Source organism: Phenylobacterium sp., assembly GCF_046590535.1.
Taxonomy (GTDB): domain Bacteria; phylum Pseudomonadota; class Alphaproteobacteria; order Caulobacterales; family Caulobacteraceae; genus Phenylobacterium.
In genome coordinates this window covers 1-20,373 of the sequence record NZ_JBKJTG010000066.1, presented here as the reverse complement: position 1 = coordinate 20,373, position 20,373 = coordinate 1, and the positions used below count along the sequence as shown (strand labels likewise).

Genomic DNA, 20,373 nt, shown 5'->3' with positions numbered 1-20,373 from the left:
CTGGGCGATCCGGAACCACGGGGCCGCGCCGCCGGCCGAGAGGTCGCCCGGGCGAACGTTGCGCTCCAGCACAAGACCCGAGACCGGGGCGGTGACCGAGAGCTTGCCGGCGCGGGTGCGGGCGTCCTTGTAGGCGGCGGCCTGGGCGTTGGCGGTGGCGCGCGCGGCGCGGGCCTGGAAGCGGCGTTGGTCGAGCTGTTCCTGCGAGAGCACGCCCTGGCCGTCGAGGCCCTTCACGCGAGCCGACTGCGCCTCGGCCTGCTCGGCCTGGATGGCGCTCTGGGCGGCCAGCGCGCCCTGCTGTTCGACCTGGGCGGCGATCAGGGCGCCGTCGAGCTGGACCAGGGTCTGACCGGCGCGGACATATTGCCCGGCGTCCACCAGCACGCGGGCCACGCGGTAGCCGGTGACTTCGGGCAGGACCGCGGCTTCCTCGCGGGGCGTCAAGACGCCAGAGGCGGTGAGCGAGCCGATGATCTGACGGGGCTCGACCTTGACCACGCGCACGGCGCGGGCGCGCTGGCTGTCGGTCTCCTTGGGCGCGTGCTTCTTGCCGCAGCCGGCAAGGCCGAGTGTCGCGACCAGGGCGAGGGTGAGGGCGGTAGCGATTCTCGTCACGTCTAGCGTGCCTCTTGCTTGGCGAGCACGGGGGTGGCGGGCCAGCCGCCTCCGAGCGCCTTGTAGGTCTGGACGGCGCGGCGCAGGGCTTGAACCTGCGCGCTGGTCAGCGCCGATCGCGTCGAGCGCCAGGACTGTTCGGCCCCCAACGCGGTGGAAAGATCATCAAGACCGGCGGCGTAGCGGACGCGGCTGGCCTCATAGGCCCGCTCGGCGCGGAGCTCACCATCGGCCAGCAGACCGACGCGGCGGCGGTCGGAGTCCAGGCGGGTGAGCGCGCTGTCGGCCTCGCCATAGGCGGTCTGCACCGCCTTCTCGTAGGCGATGACCGCCTGTTCGGTCCGGGCGTTCTGCGCCTTCAGGTCCTGCAGCAGCTTGGGGATCGCCAGGATCGGCTGGGTGATCCCGGCCCCGATCGACCAGTTGCGGGTGGTGGACTGGTAGCCCGGCTGTTCGGACCGAGAGAGGCCGATGCCCGGCGTCAGGGTGAAGGTCGGGAAGAAGGCTAGCTTGGCATAGGTCAGGCGGCCGGCCGCCGAACGCACGGCGGCCTCGGCCTGGCGCACGTCGGGGCGTCGGGCCAGCAGTTCGCCAGGCACCGTGGCGGGCACGGGCGGAATCGCACCGACAGTGGCCGGGGTGGGGATGCTCGCCAGGGGATCGACGCCCCGGCCCACCAGAACCAGCAGGGTGCGGCGGGTGGCCTTCAGCTCGGCCTCCAGGCTGGCGGCGTTACCTTCGGCCTGGGCCAGGTCGCCGGCCACGCGGTCGGCTTCCGCGGACGACCCCAGGCCGCGCTCGGCTCGGATGTTGGCGATCTGCTGCAGGCCGCGCTGGATGCGGGCGGTTTCGCGCGCATCCTCAAGCTGGATGGCCTGGCCGCGGGCCAGGAAATAGGTGTCGGCGATGTTGGCCGCCAGGCTGGCGCGCGCGCCCTCATAGCTGGCCTGCGCCTGGTTGGTGTCGCCCTTGGCGGCCTTGGCCACCGCGAAGATGCGGCCGAACAGATCGGCCTCCCAGCTCACATTGAAAGTGGCGCTGGAAGAGGTGCTCTCACCGTTGGTGGAGAAGCCCGGGATATTGACCACCGTCCCCGAGGTCTGGGTGGTGTGGGTTTCCCGGGTCGTGCCCGAGGCGTTGCCCTGGGGCAGGAAGGCGATCAGGGCGTTGGACGAGGTGGCCCGCGCCTCGCTCAGGCGGGCGGCGGCCGAGCGGGCGTCCGGCGCGCGGACCAGGGCGTCCTCGATAAGGGCGGTAAGCACCGGATCGTTGAACTGGGTCCACCAGCGGTCGAGCGCCGTGGTGTCGATGGACACCTGGGCGGACGGGGGCGCCTCGAAGGCGGTCGGTACGGCGATGTCGGGCTTGCGCACAGAAGCGCACGCGGCAAGCGTGAGACAGGCCAGTCCGGCTACGAATGTGGCGGGGCGCATGATCTCTGTCGTTTTCAGACCGCGAATCGCCGCCGAGTGTATCGGCTTTGGGGAGGCGCGACGCGGTTAGCTGAAGCTTCCTTGATCATAGCAAGCCGTCCCCAAAATTGCAGTGGCGATACAAAGAGGCTTCGCCATAGCGACTGGGGCGCATCTGTCACACCTTTTTGCGCGAAATCGTTCAATCTTGAACGATCTTTCTTTCCGGTGCGACGCTCTAGCGTCCCCGCGTCGGCCTCGCTAGGGTCGGGGCAAATTGGTCCTTGCCCGAGTGCATTCATGAAACAATTCCTCCTGGCCGGCGCGTCCGCGTGGGCTGTTTTGGCCCTCAGCCTTCCCGCCCAGGCCGGCGTCAGCCCCGCCAAGATCGCTGAGCACGTGAAGATCCTGGCCTCCGACGACTTCGAGGGCCGCGGCCCGGCCACCGCCGGCGAGGTCAAGACCGTCAGGTACCTGACCGAGCAGTTCAAGGCCGTCGGCCTGAAGCCCGGCGGCGACCTGCAGAAGGACGGCAGCCGCGCCTGGACCCAGGACGTGCCGCTGGCCCAGTTCGACAACAAGGACCCCGTCAAGGTCAGCGTCAGCGTGGGCGGCCAGGTGCAGACCTGGACCCAGGGCGACCAGATCGCCATCCGCGCCCCGCAGACCGGCGTCGACCACGTGAGCGTGAAGGACGCCCCGGTCGTCTTCGTCGGCTACGGCGTCAAGGCGCCCGAGCGCAACTGGGACGACTTCAAGGGTTATGACCTGAAGGGCAAGATCGCCCTGGTGCTGGTCAACGACCCCGACTTCGAGACCGGCGAGGGCGATTTCGGCGGCAAGGCCATGACCTATTACGGCCGCTGGACCTACAAGTACGAGGAGGCCGCGCGCCAAGGCGCCGTGGGCTTCATCGTCATCCACGAGACCGGCCCGGCCTCCTACGGCTGGAACACGGTGAAGAACTCCAACACCAACACCGTCTTCGACATCATCCGCGCCGACCCCACCAAGGCCCACGCGCCGATCGAGGCCTGGATCCAGCGCGACTCCACCGTGGCGCTGTTCAAGGCCTCCGGCCTCGACTTCGAGGCCCTGAAGAAGCAGGCTCAGACCCGCGACTTCAAGCCGGTGGAGCTGAAGGGCGTCACCTTCTCCACCGACATCGCGGTGGCTGCGAAGAAGATCGTATCGAAGAACGTGGCCGGCATCCTGCCGGGGACCAAGCATCCCCAGGAGAAGGTGATCTACACCGCCCACTGGGACCACCTGGGGGTCGGCCTGCCCGACGCCAAGGGCGACCGCATCTATAACGGCGCCCTGGACAACGCCTCTGGCACCTCGGTGCTGATCGAGATGGCGCGGGCCGCCGCGGCCCAGCCGCGCACCGAACGCTCCATGCTGTTCCTTTCCGTCACCGCCGAAGAAAAGGGCCTGCTGGGTTCGGAATACTACGCCGCCAACCCGCTCTATCCCCTGGCCACCACCGTGGCCGACATCAACATGGACGGGGCGGCCACCAACGGTCCGTCGCGGGACTTCGGCACCTCGGGCGACGCGCCCCTGACCCTGCAGGACGACCTGATCGAGGTCGCCAAGGGCTATCACATGACCTACAGCCCCGACCCGCGGCCGGGCGCCGGCAGCTTCTTCCGCTCCGACCACTTCTCCTTCGCCAAGCGCGGCGTGCCGGCCATCTCCTTCGGCGGGGGCCAGGACCTGGTGACCGGCGGCAAGGCCCGGGGCGAGGCCCTGCAGAAAGCCTACACCACCGACAAATACCACCAGCCGGCGGACGAATATTCTCCCGACTGGGACCTTTCCGGCGCGGCCCAGAACGCCGACATGCTGCTGGTGCTGGGGACCAAGCTGGCTAACTCCCGCGAGTGGCCGGAGTGGAAGGCCGGGCCAGAATTCAAGGCCGAGCGGGACAAGACCGCCGCGGCGCGCAAATAGGGGAACGGGCGGCATGGCGCAGGCGGGTTACATCCGGGCCGGAATCGGGGGCTTCACCTTCGAGCCCTGGCGCGGAGCCTTCTATCCCGAGGGCCTCAAGCAGGCCGACGAGCTCGCCTATGCCAGCCGCCACCTGACCTCCATCGAGATCAATTCCACCTACTATTCGTCGCAGAAACCCGAGACCTTCGCCAAGTGGAAGGCCGCGACGCCCGAGGGCTTCGTGTTTTCCCTGAAGGCCTCGCGGTTCTGCACCAACCGCAAGATCCTGGCCCAGTCGGCGGACTCGATCAGCAAGTTCCTGAACCAGGGGATCGTCGAACTGGGGGACCGGCTGGGTCCGATCCTCTGGCAGTTCATGCCCACCAAGAAATTCGAGCCCGCCGACTTCGAGGCCTTCCTCGACCTGCTGCCCAAGACCCAAGAGGGCCTGAAGCTGCGGCACGTGGTGGAGGTGCGCAACCCGAGCTTCGTGGACGTGGCCTTCGTGAGGATGTGCCGCAACCGCAACGTGGCTATCTGCGTCTCGGAGAACGACCGCTATCCGATGATCCCCGACGTCACCGCCGACTTCGTCTATGCGCGGCTGCTGAAGGGCTCCGACGCCATTGAGACCGGGTACGCGCCCGCCGACCTGGACCTGTGGGCTGAGCGGTTCGCCGCCTACGCCGCCGGCGAGGTCCCCCACGACCTGACCCCGGTAGACCGCACCGGCCTGCCGCCCGAGCCCCACGACGCCTTCGTGTTCTTCATCCACGAGGGCAAGGTCCGCGCGCCCGCCGCGGCGATGGCCTTCATGCAGCGCTGCGGCGAGGCCTAGATCAGGTCGACCGAGGTCAGCACCTTGCCGACCAGCCGCAGGCCGTCGAACGCCTGCAGTTCGATGTCGTAGCGCTCGCCCGCGTCGGCGTAGTCGGCGCCGAAGATCGACTTGAGGAAGCCGAATCCGAGGTTGACCGAGTTCTGGGAAATCTGCGCGTTCGCCGTGCCGTCAGCGTCGGCGAACCCGCCCACGCCGTCCGTCCACAGCGTCACGCCGGGCGCGATGTGGAGCATGTTGTAGACCGCCCGCTCGCCGTCGCCGCTGGTGATGATTAGGCGGAAGTCGAAGGCGTCGAGCGTCTGGGTGCTGCCCTCGATGCCGGTGTTCACCGAGAAGTCGAAGCTCCACGCCGCGCGGGCTGGGTTGCCGGGCTGCGTGCCGTCGGGGACGTCGAAGCTGCCGTCCGCACCCGGCAGGATGTCGGGTCCCTGCCTGAGCTTGATCTTCAGCCCCAGTTCGATGTCGTCGTCATGGTTGGTGAATATCTTGAAGTTCGCCGCCGAATTGCCCGACCCGACATAGAGGTCGTTGCTCGGCCCGGCGCCGTCCTTGGTCGACGAGGGATCGAGGTTCCCGAACGTCTCGTCGAAGTCCTTCACCTTCAGGTGGTCGTCGTGCTGGTCGAACTTGCGGTTGAGTTTGTCGCCGCCGCTCATGGCTATATTTCCTGTCTTTCCACACCTTCGCGTTGCATATCACAGGAGTCCAGACCGTACTTTTGCGCCTCGGCCGACCACGCGCGCCCTTGACCTCCCCGGCGTCATGCGGACCGACTTGCGCGCCTAACTCTCCGGGAAGCCGCCGATGACCTTCAAGATGGACGACCTGATGTTCCGCGACGGCCTGATGGCCGGCGAGCGCATCCTGATCACCGGCGGCGGCACCGGGCTGGGCAAGGTGATGGCCGAGGCCTGCCTGATGCTGGGCGCCGAGGTCTATATCTGCGGCCGCCGGGGCGGGGTCATCGAGGCCGCCGCCAAGGAACTCTCCGACGCCCACGGGGGCAAGTGCGTGGGCCTAGCCTGCGACATCCGGGTGCCAGAGGCCATCGGCGACATGATGGACACCATCTGGGCGGACGGCGGGGCGCTCACCGGCCTGGTCAACAACGCCGCCGGCAACTTCATCAGCCGCACAGAAGACCTCTCCGCCCGGGGCTTCGACGCCATCTCCAACATCGTCTTCCGCGGCTCGTTCTTCGTCACCCTGGACGCCGGCAAGCGCTGGTTGGCCGAGGGCCGCCACGCCTCGGTGGTGTCGATCCTGACCACCTGGGTGTGGAACGGCGGCCCCTTCACCGTGCCCTCGGCCATGTCCAAGGCCGGCCTCAACGTCATGACCCAGTCCCTGGCCGTGGAGTGGGGCAACCGCGGCATCCGCTTCAACGCCATCGCGCCCGGCCCCTTCCCCACCGAGGGCATGAGCGCCAGGCTCAACCCCAGCGGCCAGGGTCGCGACGACGCCCCCGCCGATCCGGGGATACCCCTGGGCCGCAACGGCGAGATGCGCGAACTGGCCAACCTGGCGGTCTATCTGCTGCATCCCATGTCGGCCTATGTGAACGGCCAGACCATCGCCATCGACGGCGGCTCCCACCTGCAGGGCGGCGGGTTCGGGCGGCTGGCCTCCTGGGGCGACGCCGAGTGGGAGGAAGCCCGCAACGCCATCCGCGCCACCAACGAAAAGGACCGCGCGCAACGCACGGTGTGACTCCACGCCCATTGGCATTGCGCGCGAACCGCCCCAGAATGACGGGCGTCATTTTGCTGACCCCGAGTCCCCATGTCCCCAGTCGCCTACCTCTGCATCGGCAAACGCGAGAAGACCAAGGTCGCCAACCGCCAGGCGATCCTCGACGCAGCGCGCGAGGTGTTCGGGGACCTCGGATATGAGACCGCCACCGTGCGCGACATCATCCGCCGCACGGGCCTCGCCGCCGGCACCTTCTACAACTACTACCGCTCCAAGGAGGAGGTGTTCGCCGCCCTCTCCGACGACGGGGCCCGCCGGTTCGCGCCGATCCTGAAGAAGGTCCGCGCTGAGTCCGACGGCTTCGAGGCCTTCGTGCGCGGAGCGATCAAGGCTTACTTCCACTTCCTGGCCGAAGAGCACCGCAGCTGGGTGGCCCAGCGTCCCGCGGGCGAGCCGCACCCCTACTTCCCGGGCGAGACTCCGGAGATGACCGCGGTGTTCGCCGAGGTGCGAGACGCCATCCAGCAGGTGCTCGCCGGCCGCAGCGGCCCCACCGCCGACCCCGACTATATCGCCGCCGCCTGCATCGCCATCGCCCGGGAGATCGGCGACAAGATGCTGCAGCGTCGGCCCGTCGACACCAAGGCCGCCTGCGACTTCGCGGTGAACATGGTGCTCAACGGCCTGCGCGGCGCCCCACGGGAGGCGACCTGACCGTGGCCAGCGCGGCCACCCAGCGCCTGATCCTGCGCACGCTGCTCTCGCTGCCCGCGCCGCTCCTGCGGCTGATGTCCGGCGGCGGCGTGGTCTATCAGGGCGGCCGCACCCTCGATCCCCGGTTCCAGTTCCTGGCGGCCCAGGCGCGCCGGGCCCCGGCCCTGTCCACCCTTTCGCCAGAGGAAGTGCGGCGGGGCGAAGTCGCCGGCCTCGGCCCGGTGATGGGCGACCCGGAGCCTGGGGTCGCCTGCGAACCCCTCGCCGTCGAGGGCCCGAGTGGCCCGATCCCGGCACGCAGCTATCGCCCTGACAACCAGTGCCCGACCGCGCCGCTGCTGGTCTTCGCTCACATGGGCGGCGGCGTTATCGGCGGCCTGGAGACCACCCACGTGTTCTGCACCCTGCTGGCCGCCATCGCCCGTTGCCCGGTGCTGTCGGTGGACTACCGGCTGGCCCCGGAGCACCGCTTCCCGGCCGGCCTGGACGACGTCCTGTCCGCCTATCGCTGGGGCCGCGACAACGCCGAGCGTTTCGGCGCACCCAAGGGCCTGGCCGCCATCGCCGGAGACTCCATGGGCGGCAATTTCGCCGCCGTGGTCTGCCAGGAGCTGAAGCGGGCCGGCGAACCGCAGCCGGTCCTGCAGCTGCTGGTATATCCGTGCGTCGATGTGGCCTCGGAGAGCGCCTCGATGACCATCTACGCCGACGCCTTCCCGCTCTCGCGCGCCACCATGGACTGGTTCGTCGGCCACTACATGACGCCCGACGCCGACCCAGCGGATCCGCGCCTGTCGCCGCTCCGGCAGAAGAACCTCTCCGGCCTGGCTCCCGCCGTGGTGGTCACCGCCGGCTTCGATCCCCTGCTCGACCAGGGCGAGGCCTATGCCCGCAGGCTGAAGGCAGCCGGCGTGCCGGTGGTCTACCGCTGCTACGACAGCTTGGCCCATGCCTTCGTGGCCTTCACTGGCGCGGTCCCCTCAGCCGACACCGCCTGCCGCGAGATCGCCGGCCTGGTGCGCGAGGGGCTGGAAGGCCGCATCGCCTGATGCGCGCCCTGGTGGTCGAGGCGCTGGCCGCCGACTATGCGGGCTGCGAGGTCAAGGACATCCCCATGCCCGAACCCGGCCCCGGCGAGGTCCGCGTCCGGGTCCGCGCCGCCGCGGTGAACTTCCCCGACCTGATGCAGACCAGAGGCGAGCACCAGCACAAGCCGGCCCTGCCCTTCGTCCCCGGCCTGGAGCTGGCGGGAGAGGTGGAGGCCTTGGGCGCCGGCGTCGCCGGCTTCGCTACCGGCGACGCCGTGGTAGGCGGCGCCCGCGGTGGGTTCGCGGAATACGCCATCGTCCCGGCCGCGGCCCTGCACCGCAAACCCGATGGATTGAGCTTCGCCCAGGCCGCCGGCTACCCCGTGGCCTATCTCACCGCCTATGTGGCCCTGGTGCGCTGCGCCAATGTCCAGGCGGGCGAGTGGGTGCTGGTGCACGGCGCGGCCGGCGGCGTCGGTCTGGCCGCTGTGGACTTGGCCCGGGTGCTGGGCGCCCGGGTGATCGCCGCCTCGGCCTCCGACATCAAGCTGGCGGTGGTGCAGGCCGAGTATGCCCCCGACGCCACGGTCAACGTCGCCCAGGGGTTCCGCGAGCGGGTGAAGGCGCTCACCGGCGGGCGTGGGGCCGACGTGATCTATGACCCCGTGGGCGGCGACGTGTTTGACGAGAGCGTGCGCTGCATAGCCTTTGGCGGCCGGATCCTGTCCATCGGTTTCACCTCCGGGCGCCTGCCGGTGCTGCCGGTGAACATCGCCTTGATCAAGGGGTTCTCGCTCATCGGCGTCCGCGCCGGGGAATACGGCCGCCAGTTCCCCCAGAAGGGCGTCGAGAACCTCGCCGCCATCTGGAAGCTCGCCGAAGAGGGCCGGGTGAAGCCCCGCGTGGACGCCGAGTACCCCCTCGACGACTGGCGCGCCGCCTTCGAGACCCTGGCCGAGCGCAAGGTGATCGGCAAGACGGTGATCCGCCCGGACCTCTAGCCCCGCCGGTTGACACTGCGGGCCCGATCCCCTATCCACCGCCGCTCGTTTTCGACCCCCGGAGCTTTTTTCGTGAAGCGCACATTCCAGCCTTCCCGCCTCGTGCGCGCGCGTCGTCACGGCTTCCGCCTGCGCATGTCCACGAAGAACGGTCAGAAGATCCTGGCTCGCCGCCGCGCCAAGGGCCGCAAGCGCCTCAGCGCCTAGACCTCAGGGTTGAGGTAAGGGTGTCCGGATGACGGACGCCGCATTCCCCATCGAACGCCTCCGCAAGCGCGCCGACTTCCTGGCCTGTGCGCGAGCGCCCTCGTGCGCAAAGGGCTCCGTCGTGGTCCAGGCCCGGCCGCGGGGCGACGATGCCCCCCGGGTGCGCGCGGGCTTCACCGCCACCAAACGGGTGGGCGGCGCGGTGGTCCGCAACCGCGCCAAGCGGCGCATGCGCGAGGCCGCCCGGCTGCTCTTGGGCCAGTTCGCGAAGCCCGGCTTCGACTATGTGTTCATCGCCCGCGGCGGTGTGACCACCCGTCCCTGGCCGCGTTTGCTTGACGATGTGAAAAGCGCGCTGTTAAGGCTCGCCGCCGAACGCGACAGCCCCGGAGCGCCGGGCCCGCGCCTCTCCTCGACGGACCCAGTCCCCTAAATGCAAGACGACAACAGCCGCAACACGATCATCTTCCTCGTCTGCGCGCTCGCCCTCTTCATCGTCTACCAGATGTTCGTGATCGAGCCGGCGTCCAAGCGCCGTCAGGCCGACCTCGCCCGCCAGGCGCCGGCGGCGGCCGCCGCCAGCGCGACGCCGGGCCTCGCCGCGCCACAGGTTCCGGTGGCTGTCACCCGTCAGGCCGCGGTGGCCGCCAGCCCCCGGGTGCCCATCGCCACCCCGGCCCTGCGCGGCTCCCTGTCGCTGAAGGGCGCGCGGATCGACGACCTCTACCTGGTCCAGTACCGCCAGGCGGTGGACAAGAACTCTCCGCCGGTGGAGCTGCTGCGCCCGGAAGGGACCAAGTTCGCCTGGTTCGCCGACATCGGCTGGACCGGCGCCAATGTGCCCGGCCTGCCCGGCGCCGATACCATCTGGACCCTTTCGGAAGGCTCTACACTGGCGCCCGGCAAGCCGGTGACCCTGACCTACGCCAGCGGCCAGGGGCTGACCTTCGCCCGGCGCATCTCCGTCGACGACCAGTTCATGTTCACGCTCACCGACACGGTGGCCAACGCCAGCGGTCAGCCGATCACGCTCGCGCCCTACGGCTCGGTGCAGCGCCAGGCGGTGCCGGCGGACCTGGGCACCAACCAGATCGTCCACGAGGGCGCGGTGGGTTGGCTGGGCGATAAGCTGCGCCAGGTGAAGTACAAGAAGTGGGCCAAGGACGGCGGCGGCCCGGCCTACCCCTCAACCGGTGGCTGGGTCGGAATCACCGACAAATATTGGCTGACCGCGCTGATCCCGTCGCAGACGGAACGCCTGCAGGGCCAGTTCCGCCAGACCCAGGCGCCCGGTGGCGTGGACATCTTCGACGCCAACTTCGTGGGCCAGGCCCGCGCCATTCCCTCGGGTAGCCAGGTCACCGAGACCACCCATTTCCTGGCCGGCGCCAAGCGCGTGCCGCTGCTGCGCGAATATCAGGCCCAGCTCGGCGTAGAGCGCCTGGACTGGGCGGTGGACTGGGGCAACTTCTGGTTCCTGACCCGGCCGATCTTCTCGTTCCTGGCCTACATCTTCAGCCATGTTGGCAACTTCGGGATCGCCATCCTGCTGCTCACCGTGGCCGTGCGGCTGATCTTCTTCCCGCTGGCCAACAAGCAGTACGAGTCGCTCACCAAGATGAAGAAGGTGCAGCCGCAGATGGAAGAGCTGCGCAAGAAGCACAAGGAAGACCCAGCCAAGCAGCAACAGGAGCTGCTGGCCCTCTATCAGCGCGAGAAGGTCAACCCGCTGGCCGGATGCCTGCCGCTCCTGCTGCAGATCCCGGTGTTCTACGCCCTCTACAAGGTGCTGACGGTCACCATCGAGATGCGCCACGCCCCGTTCATGGGCTGGATCCAGGACCTGTCGGCGCGCGATCCGACGACCATCTGGACCCTGTTTGGCCTGATCCCCTGGAACCCGGCCACCGCGCCCCTGATCGGGAACTTCCTGGACGGGCCGCTGCACCTGGGCGTGCTGCCGCTGCTCTACGGCGTCACCATGTGGCTCACTACCTCCATGAGCCCGCCGGCGCCCGATCCGATCCAGCAGAAGATCTTCCAGTTCATGCCGCTGATGTTCACCTTCATCATGGCGCCGTTCGCCGTGGGCCTGTTGATCTACTGGACCTGGTCCAACGTGCTGACGATCCTGCAGCAGTACGTGATCATGCGCCGGTTCAAGGTGGACAACCCCATCGACCAGATCATCGCCAGGCTGTCGGGCAAGCCCAAGGCCACAGAATGACCGCCGACCCGGCCTTCGACGCGGAGACGCTGGAGGCCGCCCGCGTGCTGTTCGCCCACCCCGTCGAGTTCATGATGGGCGCGGTGGCCATCGAGGGCCTGCCGGCGCCCGACCTGCCGGAAGTGGCCTTCGCCGGGCGCTCCAACGTGGGCAAGTCCTCGCTGATAAATGCCGTCACCGGACGCACGCACCTGGCGCGGGCGTCGAACTCGCCGGGGCGCACCCGCGAGGTGAACTTCTTCGTGGCCGACGAGCGCCTGCGCCTGGTGGACCTGCCCGGCTACGGCTTCGCGCGGGCCAGCCGCACCGATGTGAAGAAGTTCCAGAACCTCGGCCGCGACTACCTGCGCGGCCGGCCCAACCTCAAGCGGGCCTACCTGCTGATCGACGCCCGTCACGGCCTGAAGGACGTGGACCAGGAGGCGCTGGCCGCCTTCGATACGGCGGCGGTCTCCTACCAGATCATCCTCACCAAGGCCGACAAGATCGGTGCGCGCGAGGTCCAGGCCGTCACCGAGCGGACCCTGGCCCAGATCGCCAAGCGCCCCGCCGCCTTCCCCCGCGTACTCGCCACCTCCGCCGAGAAGGGCACGGGCATCCCCCAGCTTCGCGCCGAGATCGTCGCGGCCTGCGCGATCTAGTGTGGAGATTCGGAAATTCGCCTGCGCGTGTGGCGGGCTCTAAGCGAATTTCCGAATCTCCAGCCATACTAGCAAGTATGTGTTTTTAGTGTGCTTTTTTGGATCTGAAGTTCACTCAGAGCCTGATCCAACAAGGAGGCGAACTTCAGATCCAGCACACTATGCGGACCCGGCGTCAGCGCGCTAAGTGACGGCCATCGTCACCTTCAAGAGCCCGCCATGCTGGACACTGCCACCCGCCCCGTCTTCGACGCGGACCTGAACCTCTTCCGCGACCAGGTGCGCAAGTTCTACGATCGCGCCCTGCATCCCAACCTCGACCGCTGGGAGGAGGAAGGCTGCGTCGACCGCACGTTCTGGCTGGCGGCCGGCGAGGCTGGCATCCTCTGCCCGCAGGTGCCCGAGGAATACGGCGGCCTCGGCCTCGACTACCGGTTCAACGCGGTGATCGGCGAGGAGCTGTCCTACGCCGGCTCCAGCGCCGGCATCACCCTGCAGTCCGACATCGTCGTCGATTACATCATCAACTACGGCTCGGAAGAGCAGAAGCAGCGCTGGCTGCCCGGCATGGTGTCGGGCGAGGTGATCACCGCCATCGCCATGACCGAGCCCGGCGCCGGCTCCGACCTGCAAGGGGTGCGCACCACCGCCATCCGCGATGGCAACCACTATGTGGTCTCGGGCTCCAAGACCTACATCACCAACGGCCAGAACGCCGACCTGATCATCGTGGTCACCAAGACCGATCCGGCGGCCGGGTCGAAGGGCATCTCGCTGATCCTGGTGGAGGGCGACCGCGACGGCTTCAAGCGCGGCCGCAACCTCGACAAGGTGGGCCAGAACTCCGCCGATACCTCGGAGCTGTTCTTCGAGGACGTGCGCATTCCCATCACCAACTGCCTGGGCGAGGAGGGCAAGGGCTTCGCCTATCTGATGAACCAGCTGCCGCAGGAGCGGCTCCAGATCGCCATCGCCGGCCAGGCGGGCGCCCAGCGGGCCTTCGACGAGGCGGTAAAGTTCACCAAGGAGCGCAAGGCCTTCAAGCAGACCGTGTTCGACTTCCAGAACACCCGCTTCACCCTGGCCGCCCTGAAGGCCAAGCTGCAGGCCGGCTGGGCGCACCTGGACTGGTGCCTGGCCCGCCACCTGGACCGCCAGCTCACCGCGGCCGAGGCCTCCGCCGCCAAGCTGTTCCACACCGAGCTGCAGTGGGAAGTCTGTGACGCCGCCCTGCAGTTGCACGGGGGCGCGGGCTACATGAACGAGTATCCGATCGCCCGGCTGTGGCGTGACGCTCGGGTGCAGCGGATCTACGGCGGCACCTCGGAGATCATGAAGGAAGTGGTGGCCCGCTCAATCTGACCCAGGCCGCTGGCTGGAAACGCCGCTGTCGCCGAGACGCCGGCCCCCGTTCAGCCTACGGCAGCCGCTTCACCACCGCGCCGCCCTTCATCACGAACACCGGCTTTTCCAGCACCCGCACGTCGACGAGCGGATCGCCCATTACCCCCACCATGTCGCCGTAGCGGCCGGCGGATACCTGGCCCACGTCGCGGGTCCAGCCCAGGGCCTCGGCGGCGTTCACCGTGGCCGACTGAATGGCCTGCAAGGGCGTCGCCCCATAGCGCACCATGACCGCGAACTGCCGGGCGTTGTCGCCGTGCGGATAGACCCCCGCGTCGGTGGCGTAGATCTGCTTCACCCCGGCCTTCAGGCTCTTGCGAAAATTTTGCCGTTGGATCTCGCCGATATCGCGGTCCTTCTGCAGGTTCTCCTCAAGCACCCCGTTCTTCTTGCCCTCAGCCTGCGTGTAGTCGGTGTTGTAGATATCCATCCCAAACCAGACGCCCTTCTGGACGGCCAGCTTGATGCCCTCGTCGTCCACGAGGCTGGCGTGTTCGATGGTGTCCACCCCGGCCAGGATGGCGGCCTTGATGCCCGGCGCGCCGTGGGCGTGGGCGGCGACCTTCATGCCCGACAGGTGCGCCTCGTCGGCGATAGATTTCATCTCCTCCACGCTGAGCTGCTGGGCGCCCGGCGAATCGCCCCTCGAGAACACCCCGCCGGTGGCGCAGATCTTGATCACCTGGGCGCCGTACTTCCGCAGCTTGCGCACCGCCGCCCGGCCCTGGTCGGGGCTGTCGGAATTGAACGGCGCGTTCGCCTGCATGGACGGCGGGAAGAAGGTCTCGTCGCAGTGGCCGCCGGTGGCGCCGAACGAATAGGCCGCCGTAACGATCCGCGGGCCGGGGACGAAGCCGTTGTCCACCGCCTCGCGCAGGCCCACGTCGCCCCAGAAGCTGGAGCCCACGTTGCGCACGGTGGTGAACCCCGCCTCCAGGGTGTCCTTGGCGTGGCGCACGCCGATCGCCGTCCAGAAGGCGTCGGAGAACTGATAGCCCGTGTAGCCGCCGTAGAGCGGCGACGAGGTCAGGTGGACATGCATGTCGATCAGGCCGGGCAGCAGGGTGACGCCGGGCAGGTCCACCCGCTCAGCGCCCGTTGGCGCCGCGTCGCCCTGGCGGCCCACCGAGACGATGCGGCCATCGGTGATCACCACCATCGGACGCTCCAGATAGCGGCCCGTGGCCACGTCCAGCAGGCGGTCGGCGGAGACCGCCACGGTGGCGGCTTGCGCCCCCGTGGCGAGCGTCCAGGCGGCCAGGGCCGCCGCCATGATCTTCGCGCTCATTTCGGGAACCCCCGGCCCATCTGTCCTTCCCCAAGGCTTAGCACGGGCCGGCGAAGGTGACAGGGGCAGGCTTGTCCGCTATCGGACCCCTCCGATCCTCATCGCTTGGAACGCCAGTGACCGACGAAACCCAGGAGCAGGGATGGGCCACCGCCAAGACGCTGGCCGAGGCCCTGCCCTACATCCAGATCTATGACCGCGAGACCGTGGTCATCAAGTACGGCGGCCACGCCATGGGCGAGGAGCAGGTGGCTAAGCTGTTCGCCGCCGACACGGTGATGCTGAAGATGCTGGGCGTTCACCCGGTGGTGGTCCACGGCGGCGGGCCGCAGATCTCCGCCATGCTGGAGAAGGCAGGCGTCAAGTCGACCTTCATCGACGGCCTGCGGGTCACCGACGAGGCGACCATGGAGGTGGCCGAGATGGTCCTCTCCGGCGCCATCAACAAGGAGATCGCCAACTGGATCACCCGGGCCGGCGCCGAGGCCGACGTGCGCGGCGTGGGCCTGTCGGGCAAGGACGCCGGGCTGATCACCGTGGAAAAGGTCACCCGAACCACCAAGGACCCGAATTCCGAGGTCGAGCGGATGGTCGACCTGGGCTTTGTGGGCGATCCCAAGCGGGTGGATCCGAAGCTGATCGAGGCCTTGATCTACGCCGAGGAGGACTACATCCCGGTGATCGCCCCCATCGGGGTGTCGGAGACCGGCGAGACCTACAACATCAATGCCGACACGGTAGCCGGCGCCCTGGCCGGCGCGCTGAACGCCAAGCGCATGCTGCTGCTCACCGACGTGGCCGGGGTGCTCGACGCCAACGGCGCCCTGATGCGCCAGATGTCCGTGGCCCAGGCCCGCGCGGCCATCGACGACGGTGTCGCCACTGGCGGCATGATCCCCAAACTGGAGACCGCCATCGCCGCGGTCCAGGCCGGCGTCGAGGCCGTGGTCATCATGGACGGCCGCCGCCCCCACGCCCTGCTGGTCGAACTGTTCACCGAGCACGGGGCCGGCACGCTGATCTGCGAATGAGCGCCGACTTCACCCACATCGACACCTGGCTGTTCGATCTCGACAACACCCTCTACCCGGTCGAATCCGGCTTCATGGGGGAGATCGAGCGGCGCATGACCGACTACGTGGAAAAGCTTACCGGCCTGCCCCGCACCGAGGCCTATGCCCTGCAGAAGAAGTACCTGGCCGAGCATGGCCTCACCCTGGGCGGGCTGATCGTCCATCACGGGGTCGATCCCAAGGACTTCCACGCCCTCTTCCACGACCTGTCGCTGGAGGCTCTGGCCCAGGACGCCGACCTGATCGCGGCCCTGGAGCGCCTGCCCGGCCGCCGGCTGATCTTCACCAACGCCGACGGCGTCCATGCCGAGCGGGTGCTGGCCAAGTTGGGCCTCGCGCACCTGTTTGACGACGTCTTCCACATCGGCTCGGCCGGCTATGTGCCCAAGCCCGACCCGGTGGCCTTCCAGCGCGTGATCGCGGCCCACGCCATCGACCCCGCCGCCACCGCCTTCTTCGAGGACAGCGAGCGCAACCTGGCGCCCGCCGCCCACATGGGCATGACCACGGTCCTGGTGGGGCCCCACGCCGGCGCCTCCACCGCCGCCTTCGTGCACCACCGTGTTGACCACCTCGCGCCTTTCCTCAGGGACGCCCGGGTGAGGGAAGCCGCCTGATGACCGCCACCGACCACTCCGATCTGAAGCGCGTCATCGAGGCGGCGTGGGAGGATCGCGACGCCATCTCCACGGCCACCGTTGGCCAGGTGCGCGAGGCGGTGCTGGAGACCATCGAGCGCCTGGATTCAGGGACCCTGCGAGTGGCCCAGCGCGAGGCCGACGGGACCTGGGTCACCAACCAGTGGGCCAAGCAGGCGATCCTCCTGATGTTCCGCCTGCTGCCCAGCGCCCTGGTCGAGGCCGACGCCCCGGGGCCCTTTTGGGACAAGGTCCCGCTGAAGTTCACCGGCTGGGACGCCGCCCGGTTCGAGGCGGCGGGCTTCCGCGCCGTCCCCGGATGCGTGGTCCGCAAGGGCGCCTTCATCGCCCGGGGCGCGGTGCTGACGCCGTCATTCGTCAATATCGGCGCCTATGTGGGCGAAGGGACCATGGTCGACACCTGGGCCACCGTCGGGTCCTGCGCCCAGATCGGCCGCAACGTGCACCTCTCCGGCGGGGCGGGCATCGGCGGGGTGCTGGAGCCCCTGCAGGCCAACCCCACCATCATTGAGGACAACTGCTTCATCGGCGCCCGGTCGGAAGTCGCCGAGGGGGTCATCGTGCGGGAGGGCAGCGTGCTCTCCATGGGCGTCTACCTGACCTCCACCACCCCGATCGTCGACCGCCGCACCGGCGTGGTGATCACCGGCGAGGTGCCGCCCTACTCGGTGATCATGTCCGGCTCCCGCCCCAGCCCGCACGAGGCCATGCCCTCCACCTACTGCGCGGTGATCATGAAGACCGTCGACGAGCGCACCCGCTCGAAGACCAGCATCAACGAACTCCTGCGGGACTGACGCTAGTGTCCTGGATCTGAAGTTCGCGCAGAGCCCACCATGCGCACCGGCGAATTTCCGAATCGCCCCGCTAGCGGGAGGTCGCCACCGGATAGGGCGTCCCGTCCCGGTGACGGTAGGTCTCCGACCCCGGATCGATGACCATGTCGATGTCCGGGTAGTCGCAGCCGTCCTCCGCCTCGCGGCGCGAGCCCACCTCCAGCAGGACCGCCTCCATCGTCGAGCGGTTCTGGATGTGATGGCCGTCGGGCGCGCCGGCCGCGAAGCCCGCGCAATCGCCTGGGCTCAAGGTTTCCTCGCCGGCGTCGGTGATCAGCACCACCTCACCGGACACCACCCAGACGAACTCGTCCTCGGCGGTATGCCAGTGACGCTGGCTGGTCCAGGCGCCCGGCGGCAGGCGCATCAGGTTCACCCCGAACTGGGTGAGCCCGGCGGCGTCGCCGAGCTTCCAGCGCTTGCGCGCCCGGCAGGGTTCGTCGAACGGCGCGGGATAGGCGCTGCCGAAGCGGGTCGGCGCGCTCTCGATGTCGATCCTGGGCATGCGAAGTCCGTTGCTTGATGGGGCCCGCGACCGTAAAGCGCCGCTATGCCTGCCGCCATAGACGCCGTCGAACTGACCCGTGAGCTGATCCGCCGGCCTTCGGTGACCCCCGCCGACGCCGGCGCCATGGACGTGCTCCAGGCGGTGCTGGCCGGGCTGGGCTTTTCCTGTCGCCGGATGAGGTTCGGCGAGATCGAGAACCTCTACGCGCGGCACGGGACCGCGCGGCCCAACCTCTGCTTCGCCGGCCACACCGATGTGGTGCCGGTGGGCGACGCCGCCGCCTGGAGCCGCGACGCCTTCGCCGCCGAGGTGGTGGACGGCGTCCTGATCGGGCGCGGCGCCGTGGACATGAAGAGCGCCATCGCCGCCTTCGCCGCAGCGTCGGCCGAGGCCATCGCGGCCGGCCAGGTCGCCGGCTCGCTGTCCTTCCTGATCACCGGCGACGAGGAGGGCGTGGCCACCCACGGCACGAAGATGGTCGTGGACGCCCTGGCCGCCGAAGGCGAGGTCATCGACCACTGCGTGGTGGGGGAGCCCACCTCTGCCGAGACCTTCGGTGACATGGTCAAGGTGGGCCGCCGGGGCTCGATCAACGCCGAGATCATCGTTCGCGGCGTGCAGGGCCACGTGGCCTATCCGCACCGCGCGGCCAATCCGGTCCCCGTGCTGATCCGGCTTCTCGCCGTCCTGCAGGCCCGGGTGCTGGACCAGGGCTATCCGGAATTCCAGCCGTCGAACCTGGAAGTCACCCTGATCGAGGCGCCCAACACCGCCACCAACGTCATTCCGGGCACAGCCCGCGCCCGGCTGAACATCCGCTTCAACCCCAACCACACCGGGGCGGCGCTGGCCGCCTGGATCGAGGCAGAGGCCCGCATCGCCGCGGAGGGGTTCAACGGGACCGTCGCGGTGACGCCGCAGATCAGTGGCGAGGCGTTCCTCACCCAGCCGGGGCCGTTCACCGCCCTGGTGGCCGCCGCCGTGAAGGACGCGGCCGGCGTCGAGCCGGAGCTTTCCACTACTGGCGGCACCTCGGACGCCCGCTTCATCCGCGCGCTCTGCCCGGTGGTGGAGGTGGGGCTGGTGGGCAAGACCATGCACGCGGTGGACGAGGGCGCGCCGGTGGCCGAGATCAGGCTGTTGCAGGCCGTCTACAGCGCGCTGATCGCCCGCTACTTCGCCACGTTCGCGTTCTGAGCGCCGGAGAGCGTCGCCGGCGGCCGATCGACTGAGGCCTTCACCAGGGCCAGGCGGCCGGTGAGGCGGACGGGCTGCCCAAGGACGCCTTCGGGAACGATCGGCAGCGGCGGGGTCAGTTCGACCACGGAGACCGGTACGCCGGACACGCAGATCTGTTGCTCCAGGGCCAGGGCCAGGTAGAGGCTGGTCTGGTCCTTCTCCGGAGTCTCGCCGTAGCCGGGCGGACCGTAGCCGGTGAAGTCGAACACCTTGCCGGTCAGGGTCGCCGGGCCGGGCCGCAGGCAGCCCCGGTCGACGGTCGAGACACATCCGCAAAGCATTGTCAGCGCCGCCAGCGCGGCCACGGCCCTCACGGGTAGGAGACCCCGGTGAGGTAGAGCCCGTCCGCCGTGGCCACGGGCCCGCAGGCGGTGCGGTCCCGGGCCTCAAGGGCGGACTTCACGTCGGCCACGCTCCAGCGCCCGACGCCGGCCTCGGCCAGGGTGCCGGTCATTGAGCGCACCTGCCTGTGCAGGAAGGAGCGGGAGGCGAAGTCCAGAATCACCGCCTCACCCTCACGGCGAACCGTGGCGAGGTCCAGCGTCTTCATGGGCGAGTTGGCCTGGCAGGCCAGGTCGCGGAAGGTGGTGAAATCGTGGTGGCCGATCAGCGCCTGCGCCGCCTGGTGCATGGCGTCGGCGTCCAGGGGCTTCTTCACGTGCCAGACCCGGCCGCGCTCCAGGGCCGGCGGGCTCTTGCGGTTGAGAATGCGGTAGCTGTAGCGCCGCTCGGTGGCGGAGAACCGGGCGTGCCACCCCTCCGGGGCGATCTGCGCCTCCAGCACCGTGATCGGCTCGGGCGCCAGGTGGGCGTTCAGCGCATCACGGACCACCTCCGGCCGCCAGCTCTTCTCCAGGTCCACATGCACCACCTGGCCCAGGGCGTGGACGCCAGCGTCGGTGCGCCCGGCGGTCTGCATGCGCCGGGTCTCGCCGCTGAACCCCTTCACTGCACGCTCCAGCGATCCCTGTACGGACGGCAGGTCCCCCTGCGCCTGGAAGCCGTGGTAGGGCCGCCCGTCGTACTCGATGGTGAGCCGGTAGCGGG

At 69.0% G+C, this 20,373-nt stretch carries 22 protein-coding genes; 15 read left to right on the top strand and 7 right to left on the bottom strand.

What is annotated here, in order from left to right:
• On the bottom strand, positions 1-618 hold a 618-nt coding region (locus ACLL81_RS03975; protein ID WP_411287050.1), incomplete at its 3' end, for an efflux RND transporter periplasmic adaptor subunit.
• 2 nt (positions 619-620) lie between these two features.
• A complete protein-coding gene (locus ACLL81_RS03970) occupies positions 621-2,051 on the bottom strand; it encodes an efflux transporter outer membrane subunit (RefSeq protein WP_411287049.1) in 1,431 nt (476 codons plus the stop codon).
• A gap of 279 nt (positions 2,052-2,330) precedes the next feature.
• On the opposite strand from ACLL81_RS03970, the gene ACLL81_RS03965 reads away from it, so the two are divergent.
• Complete coding sequence (locus ACLL81_RS03965; protein ID WP_411287048.1) at positions 2,331-3,986, top strand: M28 family metallopeptidase; 1,656 nt, start codon at positions 2,331-2,333, stop codon at positions 3,984-3,986.
• Positions 3,987-3,999: 13 nt separating this feature from the next.
• Positions 4,000-4,806 carry a DUF72 domain-containing protein gene (locus ACLL81_RS03960; RefSeq protein ID WP_411287047.1) on the top strand — a complete coding sequence of 269 codons (807 nt, stop codon included), beginning with the start codon at positions 4,000-4,002 and terminating at the stop codon, positions 4,804-4,806.
• On the opposite strand, the gene ACLL81_RS03955 is transcribed toward ACLL81_RS03960, so the two are convergent.
• Positions 4,803-5,465, bottom strand: a complete 663-nt coding sequence (locus tag ACLL81_RS03955; RefSeq protein WP_411287046.1) for a hypothetical protein — start codon at positions 5,463-5,465, stop codon at positions 4,803-4,805. The two genes, ACLL81_RS03960 and ACLL81_RS03955, sit on opposite strands and share 4 nt — an antisense overlap.
• A 148-nt stretch (positions 5,466-5,613) precedes the next feature.
• Here ACLL81_RS03955 and ACLL81_RS03950 point away from each other — a divergent pair, with 148 nt between their 5' ends.
• The 9 genes from ACLL81_RS03950 (at position 5,614) to ACLL81_RS03910 (ending at position 13,681) form a co-directional block, all read left to right on the top strand.
• Positions 5,614-6,519, top strand: a complete 906-nt coding sequence (locus ACLL81_RS03950; protein ID WP_411287045.1) for an SDR family oxidoreductase — start codon at positions 5,614-5,616, stop codon at positions 6,517-6,519.
• A gap of 72 nt (positions 6,520-6,591) precedes the next feature.
• On the top strand, positions 6,592-7,215 hold the full coding sequence (locus tag ACLL81_RS03945) for a TetR/AcrR family transcriptional regulator (protein WP_411287044.1): 624 nt from the start codon (positions 6,592-6,594) through the stop codon (positions 7,213-7,215).
• Between the two features lie 2 nt (positions 7,216-7,217).
• Positions 7,218-8,264 carry an alpha/beta hydrolase gene (locus ACLL81_RS03940; protein WP_411287043.1) on the top strand — a complete coding sequence of 349 codons (1,047 nt, stop codon included), beginning with the start codon at positions 7,218-7,220 and terminating at the stop codon, positions 8,262-8,264.
• The gene (locus ACLL81_RS03935) at positions 8,264-9,244 is read left to right on the top strand and encodes an NADPH:quinone oxidoreductase family protein (protein ID WP_411287042.1); all 981 of its coding nucleotides are present in this window, start codon (positions 8,264-8,266) and stop codon (positions 9,242-9,244) included. The genes ACLL81_RS03940 and ACLL81_RS03935 overlap by 1 nt, the downstream gene beginning before the upstream one ends.
• A gap of 72 nt (positions 9,245-9,316) precedes the next feature.
• A complete protein-coding gene (gene rpmH, locus ACLL81_RS03930) occupies positions 9,317-9,451 on the top strand; it encodes a 50S ribosomal protein L34 (RefSeq protein ID WP_068877158.1) in 135 nt (44 codons plus the stop codon).
• Between the two features lie 28 nt (positions 9,452-9,479).
• Positions 9,480-9,884 (top strand): ribonuclease P protein component, encoded by a 405-nt coding sequence (gene rnpA / locus ACLL81_RS03925; RefSeq protein WP_411287041.1) that lies wholly within the window; start codon positions 9,480-9,482, stop codon positions 9,882-9,884.
• The gene (yidC, locus tag ACLL81_RS03920; protein WP_411287040.1) at positions 9,885-11,678 is read left to right on the top strand and encodes a membrane protein insertase YidC; all 1,794 of its coding nucleotides are present in this window, start codon (positions 9,885-9,887) and stop codon (positions 11,676-11,678) included. It begins immediately after the preceding gene.
• Positions 11,675-12,319, top strand: coding sequence for a ribosome biogenesis GTP-binding protein YihA/YsxC (gene yihA, locus ACLL81_RS03915; RefSeq protein WP_411287039.1), 645 nt, complete (start codon positions 11,675-11,677; stop codon positions 12,317-12,319). The genes yidC and yihA overlap by 4 nt, the downstream gene beginning before the upstream one ends.
• 219 nt (positions 12,320-12,538) lie before the next feature.
• Positions 12,539-13,681: an acyl-CoA dehydrogenase family protein gene (locus ACLL81_RS03910; protein WP_411287038.1), complete on the top strand. Its 1,143-nt coding sequence runs from the start codon at positions 12,539-12,541 to the stop codon at positions 13,679-13,681.
• A 55-nt stretch (positions 13,682-13,736) separates the two neighbouring features.
• Here the strand turns inward: ACLL81_RS03910 and ACLL81_RS03905 are convergent, their stop codons facing one another.
• Positions 13,737-15,011: an amidohydrolase family protein gene (locus ACLL81_RS03905; RefSeq protein WP_411287037.1), complete on the bottom strand. Its 1,275-nt coding sequence runs from the start codon at positions 15,009-15,011 to the stop codon at positions 13,737-13,739.
• Between the two features lie 116 nt (positions 15,012-15,127).
• On the opposite strand from ACLL81_RS03905, the gene argB reads away from it, so the two are divergent.
• The 3 genes from argB to dapD are packed head-to-tail and all read left to right on the top strand — an operon-like array spanning position 15,128 to position 17,540.
• The gene (gene argB, locus ACLL81_RS03900) at positions 15,128-16,042 is read left to right on the top strand and encodes an acetylglutamate kinase (protein WP_411287036.1); all 915 of its coding nucleotides are present in this window, start codon (positions 15,128-15,130) and stop codon (positions 16,040-16,042) included.
• Complete coding sequence (locus ACLL81_RS03895) at positions 16,039-16,701, top strand: pyrimidine 5'-nucleotidase (RefSeq protein WP_411287035.1); 663 nt, start codon at positions 16,039-16,041, stop codon at positions 16,699-16,701. Before argB ends, ACLL81_RS03895 begins: the two co-directional genes overlap by 4 nt.
• Entirely contained in the window at positions 16,701-17,540 is an 840-nt protein-coding gene (gene dapD / locus ACLL81_RS03890; protein WP_411287034.1) for a 2,3,4,5-tetrahydropyridine-2,6-dicarboxylate N-succinyltransferase, read from the top strand. Before ACLL81_RS03895 ends, dapD begins: the two co-directional genes overlap by 1 nt.
• A 70-nt stretch (positions 17,541-17,610) precedes the next feature.
• Here the strand turns inward: dapD and ACLL81_RS03885 are convergent, their stop codons facing one another.
• On the bottom strand, positions 17,611-18,084 hold the full coding sequence (locus ACLL81_RS03885; RefSeq protein ID WP_411287033.1) for a cupin domain-containing protein: 474 nt from the start codon (positions 18,082-18,084) through the stop codon (positions 17,611-17,613).
• Positions 18,085-18,129: 45 nt separating this feature from the next.
• Here ACLL81_RS03885 and dapE point away from each other — a divergent pair, with 45 nt between their 5' ends.
• Positions 18,130-19,284, top strand: coding sequence for a succinyl-diaminopimelate desuccinylase (dapE, locus tag ACLL81_RS03880; RefSeq protein ID WP_411287032.1), 1,155 nt, complete (start codon positions 18,130-18,132; stop codon positions 19,282-19,284).
• Here the strand turns inward: dapE and ACLL81_RS03875 are convergent.
• Both ACLL81_RS03875 and truA read right to left on the bottom strand, forming a co-directional pair.
• Positions 19,260-19,640: a hypothetical protein gene (locus ACLL81_RS03875; RefSeq protein WP_411287031.1), complete on the bottom strand. Its 381-nt coding sequence runs from the start codon at positions 19,638-19,640 to the stop codon at positions 19,260-19,262. The genes dapE and ACLL81_RS03875 overlap by 25 nt on opposite strands.
• The coding region (gene truA, locus ACLL81_RS03870) for a tRNA pseudouridine(38-40) synthase TruA (protein WP_411287030.1) at positions 19,637-20,373 on the bottom strand (737 nt) is incomplete at its 5' end. The genes ACLL81_RS03875 and truA, both read right to left, overlap by 4 nt.

What these genes read in the sequence shown, in the direction of transcription:
- dapD (WP_411287034.1), top strand. Translation starts at nt 16,701, where the DNA reads ATGACCGCCACCGACCACTCCGATCTGAAGCGCGTCATCGAGGCGGCG.
- yihA (WP_411287039.1), top strand. Translation starts at nt 11,675, where the DNA reads ATGACCGCCGACCCGGCCTTCGACGCGGAGACGCTGGAGGCCGCCCGC.
- ACLL81_RS03960 (WP_411287047.1), top strand. Translation starts at nt 4,000, where the DNA reads ATGGCGCAGGCGGGTTACATCCGGGCCGGAATCGGGGGCTTCACCTTC.
- ACLL81_RS03910 (WP_411287038.1), top strand. Translation starts at nt 12,539, where the DNA reads ATGCTGGACACTGCCACCCGCCCCGTCTTCGACGCGGACCTGAACCTC.
- ACLL81_RS03950 (WP_411287045.1), top strand. Translation starts at nt 5,614, where the DNA reads ATGACCTTCAAGATGGACGACCTGATGTTCCGCGACGGCCTGATGGCC.
- dapE (WP_411287032.1), top strand. Translation starts at nt 18,130, where the DNA reads ATGCCTGCCGCCATAGACGCCGTCGAACTGACCCGTGAGCTGATCCGC.
- ACLL81_RS03955 (WP_411287046.1), bottom strand. Translation starts at nt 5,465, where the DNA reads ATGAGCGGCGGCGACAAACTCAACCGCAAGTTCGACCAGCACGACGAC.
- rnpA (WP_411287041.1), top strand. Translation starts at nt 9,480, where the DNA reads ATGACGGACGCCGCATTCCCCATCGAACGCCTCCGCAAGCGCGCCGAC.
- yidC (WP_411287040.1), top strand. Translation starts at nt 9,885, where the DNA reads ATGCAAGACGACAACAGCCGCAACACGATCATCTTCCTCGTCTGCGCG.
- ACLL81_RS03935 (WP_411287042.1), top strand. Translation starts at nt 8,264, where the DNA reads ATGCGCGCCCTGGTGGTCGAGGCGCTGGCCGCCGACTATGCGGGCTGC.
- ACLL81_RS03905 (WP_411287037.1), bottom strand. Translation starts at nt 15,011, where the DNA reads ATGAGCGCGAAGATCATGGCGGCGGCCCTGGCCGCCTGGACGCTCGCC.
- ACLL81_RS03970 (WP_411287049.1), bottom strand. Translation starts at nt 2,051, where the DNA reads ATGCGCCCCGCCACATTCGTAGCCGGACTGGCCTGTCTCACGCTTGCC.
- ACLL81_RS03885 (WP_411287033.1), bottom strand. Translation starts at nt 18,084, where the DNA reads ATGCCCAGGATCGACATCGAGAGCGCGCCGACCCGCTTCGGCAGCGCC.
- ACLL81_RS03945 (WP_411287044.1), top strand. Translation starts at nt 6,592, where the DNA reads ATGTCCCCAGTCGCCTACCTCTGCATCGGCAAACGCGAGAAGACCAAG.
- ACLL81_RS03895 (WP_411287035.1), top strand. Translation starts at nt 16,039, where the DNA reads ATGAGCGCCGACTTCACCCACATCGACACCTGGCTGTTCGATCTCGAC.
- ACLL81_RS03965 (WP_411287048.1), top strand. Translation starts at nt 2,331, where the DNA reads ATGAAACAATTCCTCCTGGCCGGCGCGTCCGCGTGGGCTGTTTTGGCC.